Annotated in this window: 6 protein-coding genes; all 6 read right to left on the bottom strand. The window is 43.2% G+C overall.

The genetic code is table 11. The features are described from left to right. Positions 1 to 81 precede the first annotated feature (81 nt). The gene (apaH, locus tag NX845_RS17015; RefSeq protein ID WP_065681813.1) at positions 82 to 885 is read right to left on the bottom strand and encodes a bis(5'-nucleosyl)-tetraphosphatase (symmetrical) ApaH; all 804 of its coding nucleotides are present in this window, start codon (positions 883 to 885) and stop codon (positions 82 to 84) included. Positions 886 to 914: 29 nt separating this feature from the next. Beyond that, a complete protein-coding gene (gene apaG / locus NX845_RS17010) occupies positions 915 to 1295 on the bottom strand; it encodes a Co2+/Mg2+ efflux protein ApaG (protein WP_004735899.1) in 381 nt (126 codons plus the stop codon). Between the two features lie 82 nt (positions 1296 to 1377). After that, on the bottom strand, positions 1378 to 2193 hold the full coding sequence (rsmA, locus tag NX845_RS17005) for a 16S rRNA (adenine(1518)-N(6)/adenine(1519)-N(6))-dimethyltransferase RsmA (RefSeq protein WP_004735898.1): 816 nt from the start codon (positions 2191 to 2193) through the stop codon (positions 1378 to 1380). After that, positions 2190 to 3179 carry a 4-hydroxythreonine-4-phosphate dehydrogenase PdxA gene (gene pdxA / locus NX845_RS17000; protein ID WP_029222219.1) on the bottom strand — a complete coding sequence of 330 codons (990 nt, stop codon included), beginning with the start codon at positions 3177 to 3179 and terminating at the stop codon, positions 2190 to 2192. The genes rsmA and pdxA overlap by 4 nt, the downstream gene beginning before the upstream one ends. Further along, positions 3169 to 4464 (bottom strand): peptidylprolyl isomerase SurA, encoded by a 1296-nt coding sequence (surA, locus tag NX845_RS16995; RefSeq protein ID WP_017096001.1) that lies wholly within the window; start codon positions 4462 to 4464, stop codon positions 3169 to 3171. The genes pdxA and surA overlap by 11 nt, the downstream gene beginning before the upstream one ends. Positions 4465 to 4507: 43 nt before the next feature. Next, positions 4508 to 6862: an LPS assembly protein LptD gene (gene lptD, locus NX845_RS16990; RefSeq protein ID WP_017096002.1), complete on the bottom strand. Its 2355-nt coding sequence runs from the start codon at positions 6860 to 6862 to the stop codon at positions 4508 to 4510. Between the last annotated feature and the right edge of the window lie 109 nt (positions 6863 to 6971).

Below are 6971 nucleotides of genomic sequence, written 5' to 3'. Positions count from 1 at the left end.
ATCTCGTATCTCGTATCTCGTATCTCGTATCTCGTATCTCGTATCTCGTATCTCGTATCTCGTATCTCGTATCTCGTGTTTCTATAGCGCTTTTTGAGTGAAAAACTGTTTGTCTTCCCAGCGAAGTATCGTCAAGTCTCCCCCCCACACACACCCGGTATCAAGTCCAATCACATCTTTTCCTGAGTAACCTTCTAGCGCAGCCCAGTGTCCAAAAATAACTGTTTTATCCAGCTTTATACGTTGTGGTAGGTCAAACCAAGGCACTAGCGGCTCAGTTGTAATTTCGTTTGGTGGAAGTTTACAGGCCATATCGAGACGACCATCAGTAAAACAGAATCGCATTCTAGTAAGGCTGTTGATCGCATAGCGATAGCGCTCAATCCCTTCTAAATTTTGACGCCATAAGTCAGGCGTGTTGCTATACATATTCTCGATAAGCCATTGCCACTGATCGGATTTTAATAAATCAGCTATTTCCAGATTTTCAATCCGTGCTCGCTCTAGATCCCATTGAGGTGAGATACCAGCATGAGACATCACGAACTCTGGATGCTCCTGAATTAAAGGCTGTTGTCTTAACCATTCGAGCAACTGTTCACGGTCTTCCGCATCAAGAATAGGTTGAGTCTTATCTTTTGCTTTAGCTGGAAATAGCCCTAAGGAAACCGCAAGTAGATGCAAGTCATGGTTACCTAATACAACCTTAGCTGCGTCACCTAGGCTACGAATAAAGCGTAGTGTCTCCAATGATTTAGGACCTCGAGCGACCAAGTCACCAGCGACCCATAAGGTATCTTGTTGTTTGTCAAAGTTGACGGTTTCAAGCAGTAATTGAAGTTCGTCGAAGCACCCTTGGATGTCTCCGACAATATAATTCGACACAATAATTTCCTGTAGGTACAGATGTACGGCTAATTAAGAATATTAGGGATCGCGAGTCTAAATGGATCCACTTCAGTTATGAAGTCGATGCCTTTGTTATCTGTCATCACATAATGACCTTGCATAACACCCACTGGAGTTTCGATGACGGTACCACTGGTGTAAGTGTATTCGTCGTTGGCCTCAATCACGGGTTGTTGCCCAACTACGCCATCACCTTCTATGGTGAGTTGTTTGCCGTTGGAGTCGGTAATCAGCCAGCGGCGAGACATGAGTTGAACCGTTGTTTTGCTGAGGTTTTTGATGGTAATGATGTAGGCGAAGACGTAGCGGTTCTTCGTTGGTTCAGATTGTTCCTCTATGTATTTAGAGTGAACCTGACATTTGATACAAGGCGTAGATATATCCATATTCGCACCTTTTGTTGTTGGTATACTTTAAAGTATTACATAAAAAACAGGCTCCTCACCGAAGTGTAGGAGCCTTTTAGAATTATTTGTCAGCGCTGTGAGTGTCGTACAACCAGTTTGCCATGTCGACAAACTGCTCGAGCGTTAAATTCTCAGGACGCATGCCTGGGTTAACACCCAACTCTTCAAGTACTTCCTTGTCGATTAGGCTCTTGTAGCAGTTACGAACCGTTTTACGACGCTGGTTAAAGCCTTCACGACATACACGATCTAGCCATTTCAGATCTTTTGCCGGGTAAGGTAGCACTTCGTATGGCTGTAGGCGTACTACTGCAGAATCTACTTTCGGTGGCGGAACGAAGGCCGTTGGTGGCACTTCTAGCACAGGCGTCACTTTACAGTAGTATTGAGCCATTACCGTAAGACGACCATAAGCTTTAGTACCTGGGCCGGCCGCTAATCGGTTAACCACTTCTTTTTGAAGCATGAAGTGCATGTCTTGCACGTCTTTATGGAACTCAAAAAGGTGGAACATCAATGGTGTCGAGATGTTGTATGGCAAGTTACCGAAAATACGTAGCTTGTTGTTTGGCTTAACAAGTTGTTCGAAATCGAACTTCATTGCATCGCCTTCATAGATCGTTAGCTTATCAGCCAGATCGGGATGGTTGCGAAGACGTTCAGCTAGGTCTCTATCCAATTCGATAACTGTAAATTTATCGACAAGCTTACCCACTGGCTCAGTAATTGCGCCTAGACCAGGACCGATCTCTACCAAGTTTTGACCTGGTAGTGGGTTAATGCTCGATACGATGCCATCAATAATGTATGGATCGTTAAGGAAGTTTTGACCAAAACGTTTACGCGCTTTGTGCCCTAAGTGGACATCATTTCTCATTGCTTTTTCTCTACTAATTCAATGGCGTGCGTGAGCGCTGTTCTAAAGCTCCCTGTATCGGCTTGGCCTTTCCCTGCCAAGTCTAAGGCGGTACCGTGGTCGACTGATGTGCGAATAAACGGTAAGCCAAGCGTGATGTTCACTGAGCGACCAAACCCTTTGTATTTCAATACCGGGAGTACTTGGTCGTGATACATACCTAAAACAGCATCTGCATCTTGCAAATATTTTTCATTAAAGATGGTATCTGCTGGCAATGGGCCAACTAAATTGATGCCATCTTTTTGGCGAATTTTTTCTAGCGTCGGGGTGATGGTTTCTATCTCTTCACGTCCCAAGCAACCATCTTCACCAGCATGTGGATTCAAGCCACACACGTAGATAGTTGGTTTCTCAATAGCAAATTTTTCAACCAAATCTTTATTCAGAATTGCAATAATTTGCTCTAATCTGTCTTCGGTCACTGCTTGAGATACATAAGCTAGTGGGATGTGCGTTGTTACTAGCGCAACACGCAGCCCTTCTGTTGCCAACATCATCACCACCAGTGGTGTATTGGACTTCTCTGCAAAGAACTCGGTATGGCCGCTAAAAGCAACGCCAGCTCGGTTAATTACACCCTTGTGAACAGGGCCGGTGACAATAGCATCAAATTCATCATTCATACAGCCAATTGCTGCGGTTTCTAAAGTATTTAATACGTAATGACCGTTCGCTTCATTGAGTTGGCCAGCTACGGCAGTTTCAGCAAGTGGAACGTGTTTCACAACTAGTGTTCCGGAGCGTTGAGGTTGCTTGGGCGCAGTTGAATCGTAATCCAACAGCTCAACCTCGATCCCTAACATTTCAGCTCGCTCTGCTAGTAGGGTTTTATCGGCACAAACGACGAGCTGATGTGGCCAGCTTTCTTGGGATAAGGCGAGAGTCAAATCTGGCCCAATTCCCGCTGGTTCACCTGCCGTAATGACAAGGCGTTTAGTTGTCATCTTGGTCATCCTCAACCATTTCAACAAAGGCACTTGCTCTTACTTCTTGCAGCCAAGCGCCAGCTTCTTCGTTGAACTTACGGTTAAATAGAATTTGGTAAGCTTTGTTTTTCAAAGCTGAATCGGTACGGTCTACTTCTCGACGGTCTAGTACTTCAACAATGTGCCAGCCATGCACGGTTTTAAATGGTGCGCTGATCTTACCTTCAGGTAGCGTTTCTACTTGGTGCTTAAATTCAGGTACATACAAATCCGGTGTTTGGTAGCCTAGTTCACCATCTTGCACTGCAGAGCCTGGATCTTGGCTGTATTGCTGCGCAAGTTCACCAAAGCTCGCTTCACCCGCGTTTACACGACGCGTGATTTCTTCAAGTTGCTCCTTGGCACCGTCGTCACTTAAGATTACGGTCGGTTTAATTAGGATATGACGAGCATTAACTTCCGTCACCGCTACCGTTTCCAAGCCTTTCACATCTTCAATTTTCAGAATATGGAAACCAACGCCGCTTCGGAAAGGACCGATGATGCTGCCTTTATTCTGCATTTTGATTTGGTCTGCAAAAATGGTAGGCATCTCTTCTTTACGCATCCAACCCCAGTCACCACCTTGTAGCGCTTTAGGGCCTTTTGAATAAGTATAAGCCATGGTGCTGAAATCTTTGCCTGAGTTAAGTTCCTCAACCACTTCTTTAGCTTGAGCTTCTAGCTCTTCTTTGGTTTGGTCATCATTAAAGCGAAGTTGGATGTGTCCGATTTTGTATTGAACGGTCGCGTTAGTCTCTTGCGCCAAGATATCCGCAAGGTTATCGACTTCAGCTGGAAGAATGTTGATACGACGACGCACTAAGGCGTTACGCGCTTCACTTGCCGCAATCTCTTTTCTTACTTGTTCGCGAAATGCATTGTAACTAAGGCCTTCTTCAGCAACCGATGCAGTAAGTTGTTGTACTGTTTGGTTGTTATCTTTTGCAATGCCTTCAATCGCTTGATCCAGTCGAGCATCATCAATTCGAACCCCAATACGTTCCGCTTCTTGAGTTTGAATCGTATCAATGATCAGCTTTTCTAGAACTTGTTCATTCAGTACATCTTGTGATGGTAACGTTTGACCGCTTTTCTTAGCGTTTGCACGCAGTGTCTTCATTGAAGCGTCGATGTCACTTTGTAAGATAACGCCTTCGTTAACTATCACTTTTACGCTATCGAGCTCAACCGGTGCTGCGTAGCTCGTTGAAACAGTGCAAGCTGCTGCGATAGCAATTAATGTGTGTTTCCACAATGTCATGTGTAATCCTTTGTATTTACTGATTGTTTATCAATAAAGAAAATTAGTTGTTTAAGAAGAATGGGCGGCCGTATTCTAAAGAGTTTCCAGAGCTATCAAAGCCTGAAACGTTTGATCCCGATCCCGCCGATGTACCGAAGCCCACAATACCAAAATTGACACTAAAGTTGTTTTCGTAGATAGGGTCAGCATTAATGTCTGAATAGCCGCTACCAGTCCAGCTTCGGAGTTCGTTGCTATAGGTAACTCCCACGTACCAACAATCATCTTTATAGCGCAGGTTAGCTAACCACTCGATAGCAATGTTTTCGTTCATATCATGGTAGTACTGGGCGCTGGCGTACCATTTCGGAGTGAATTGGTAACCTGTGACTAAACCTGCTTGTGAGATACCTTCCCGTGTAATCTCATCAATATTAGTAATGGTCTCGCCGACATTATCTTCAATGTACTCTTTAGTGACGTAGCGGTAGTTTGCTTGAACAAAACCGTTACTGTCTATTCGATATTCAATTGTACTATTAGCTAGTTGCATTTCTGCTGAATCGATATCGTATTGAACGCCACCATGGTAAAAAAGGTAGTCATCGTAATTAAAATCGACCTCAACTGCCCAGGATGAATAATTAGATTTTTCTGTTGAATCGTTGTTGCCAGTTGATTGCTTTGTTTCTTTATCGATATAAAAAATTTGACCGAAAGAAATATTAAGACGTTCTTTGTACTCGTCATCAAAGAAGCGAGAAGACGCACCATAGCTTAGCTGATTTGCAGCCGCTATAAAATCAACCCCACTGTATTTCCTACTTCTAAATAAGCCGTAATAATCTGTCTGTAAAAGAGTAGTATCGTAGCGAGCAATGTTATTTTGTTCTTCTTCGGGAACGTAAAGGTATTGAACTTGTGGTTCAAGAGTTTGTGTGTACCCGTTCATTAATGTAGTGTCGCGCTCAAGTACAATACCTGCATGACTTCTAAATTCGGGTATAACTCTGCTAACACTTTCTTCTAAATCAGCATACTCTGCTACAGATGTATCCACACCACTCAGGTCTTGGTTATAGTATGTTCCAAGTAGGCGAGCCTCGGTTGTCCATGTACCCCAAGTTGTACTTAATGGTACTTTTAACCCTGGTTCTATGTGCAATCGTGTTGCTGTTGGTTTTCCTTTTGCATCTGTATCAAATTGAGAGATATGACTAATCATATCCACCTCTACAGAGTCCCATATAATAGGAGCGTAATAGTTAAATGTTAGCTGCGGCATTAAACGATAGGCTTGGTTATCTCCATCGGTAAGTACTTGGAAGTCACGAACTGCGATGGATGCATCCCAGTTTAGAGATCGGTAAGTAACTTGTCCTGATTGTAAAAGCTGACCGTCTTCTCTATTACCGATATTTGAATCCACATCTGAAAAATAATTAACATCACTAACCTTTGAATAGTCGATGTCAAACTTCCATGCTTGTTGATAGATCCCTTCAAAGTTGAACTGCCCACCCCAACGACTGCCTTGTTCCGGGTATTTATCATCACTTTCTAGGAACTCAAACTTTAAGTTACTCTCACCAAAATCACTTAAATGACGGAACTCGTTATTCAGTTGCGTTCCACGTTCTGCCATATATTTAGTTGTGATAAGTAGATCGTAGTTTGGTGCTATATTCCAATAAAATGGTACTTCGGTTTCGAAACCATCACTAGAGCCGTATGAAATCGTTGGGTACAAAAAGCCAGTTTTACGTTTATCACCCACTGGAACGGTGAGATACGGCAGATAGAAAACAGGAACATCTAGAATTTCAAAACGCGGATTGTAGAATGTGGCTTCTTCTTCATCTTGATCTAGTTCAATACTAGAGGCTTTTAACCTCCATGATTTATCACCAAGTGGACAGGATGTGATAGATCCGTCTTCCATGGTATAAACCGCTTTGCCAGTGCGAGATATATATTGGGCATCTCCTCGGCCTGGTTCACAAAGAAACTGATATTGAGTGTTCTCTAATTCGATTTGATCAGTATTTAGATTATTTGTCGCTTTATCGGAAATGGATTTTATTTGGCCATCACTAAAGTTTACGTTGCCTTCAGCTACAACGATATTTTCTTGTTGGTGTAGGGTCACATTATCAGCAAGGATGGTCTTGTTCCCTTGCGTAACTCTTACGTCACCCGAATAGATTGCCTTGTCACCATTGATAGCTTCTAAGCGATCTGACTCAACATGAGCGGGTAGCTGTGTCTCGTTTTCTGCAGCGGGCTCGATCAAGCATTGATCTATAGAGGGCATTTCCTGCACACTACTATCGGTGATTGTTTCAGCTTGAGTTGTCGACACGTATAATGCCGTACTTATAGACGCGGCTAACAAGGTGCGGGAAAAAGATTGCATGAAGTTGAACTATCCTGTGTCACTAGATGAAGGGTTGATCTAGTATCAATCCAATTAATAAAGCATTTTCCTTATGATAAAGGAAATATTAGCATTCAGCATCATCAGA

The organism is Vibrio sp. NC2, from assembly GCF_025195005.1.
Classification (GTDB): Bacteria; Pseudomonadota; Gammaproteobacteria; order Enterobacterales; family Vibrionaceae; genus Vibrio; species Vibrio splendidus.
This window is presented reverse-complemented; position numbering and strand designations above follow the sequence as displayed.

Bases quoted from the DNA above. Each gene is read 5' to 3' on its own strand.
- surA (WP_017096001.1), bottom strand. From the start codon at position 4,464: ATGACATTGTGGAAACACACATTAATTGCTATCGCAGCAGCTTGCACT.
- lptD (WP_017096002.1), bottom strand. From the start codon at position 6,862: ATGCAATCTTTTTCCCGCACCTTGTTAGCCGCGTCTATAAGTACGGCA.
- pdxA (WP_029222219.1), bottom strand. From the start codon at position 3,179: ATGACAACTAAACGCCTTGTCATTACGGCAGGTGAACCAGCGGGAATT.
- rsmA (WP_004735898.1), bottom strand. From the start codon at position 2,193: ATGAGAAATGATGTCCACTTAGGGCACAAAGCGCGTAAACGTTTTGGT.
- apaG (WP_004735899.1), bottom strand. From the start codon at position 1,295: ATGGATATATCTACGCCTTGTATCAAATGTCAGGTTCACTCTAAATAC.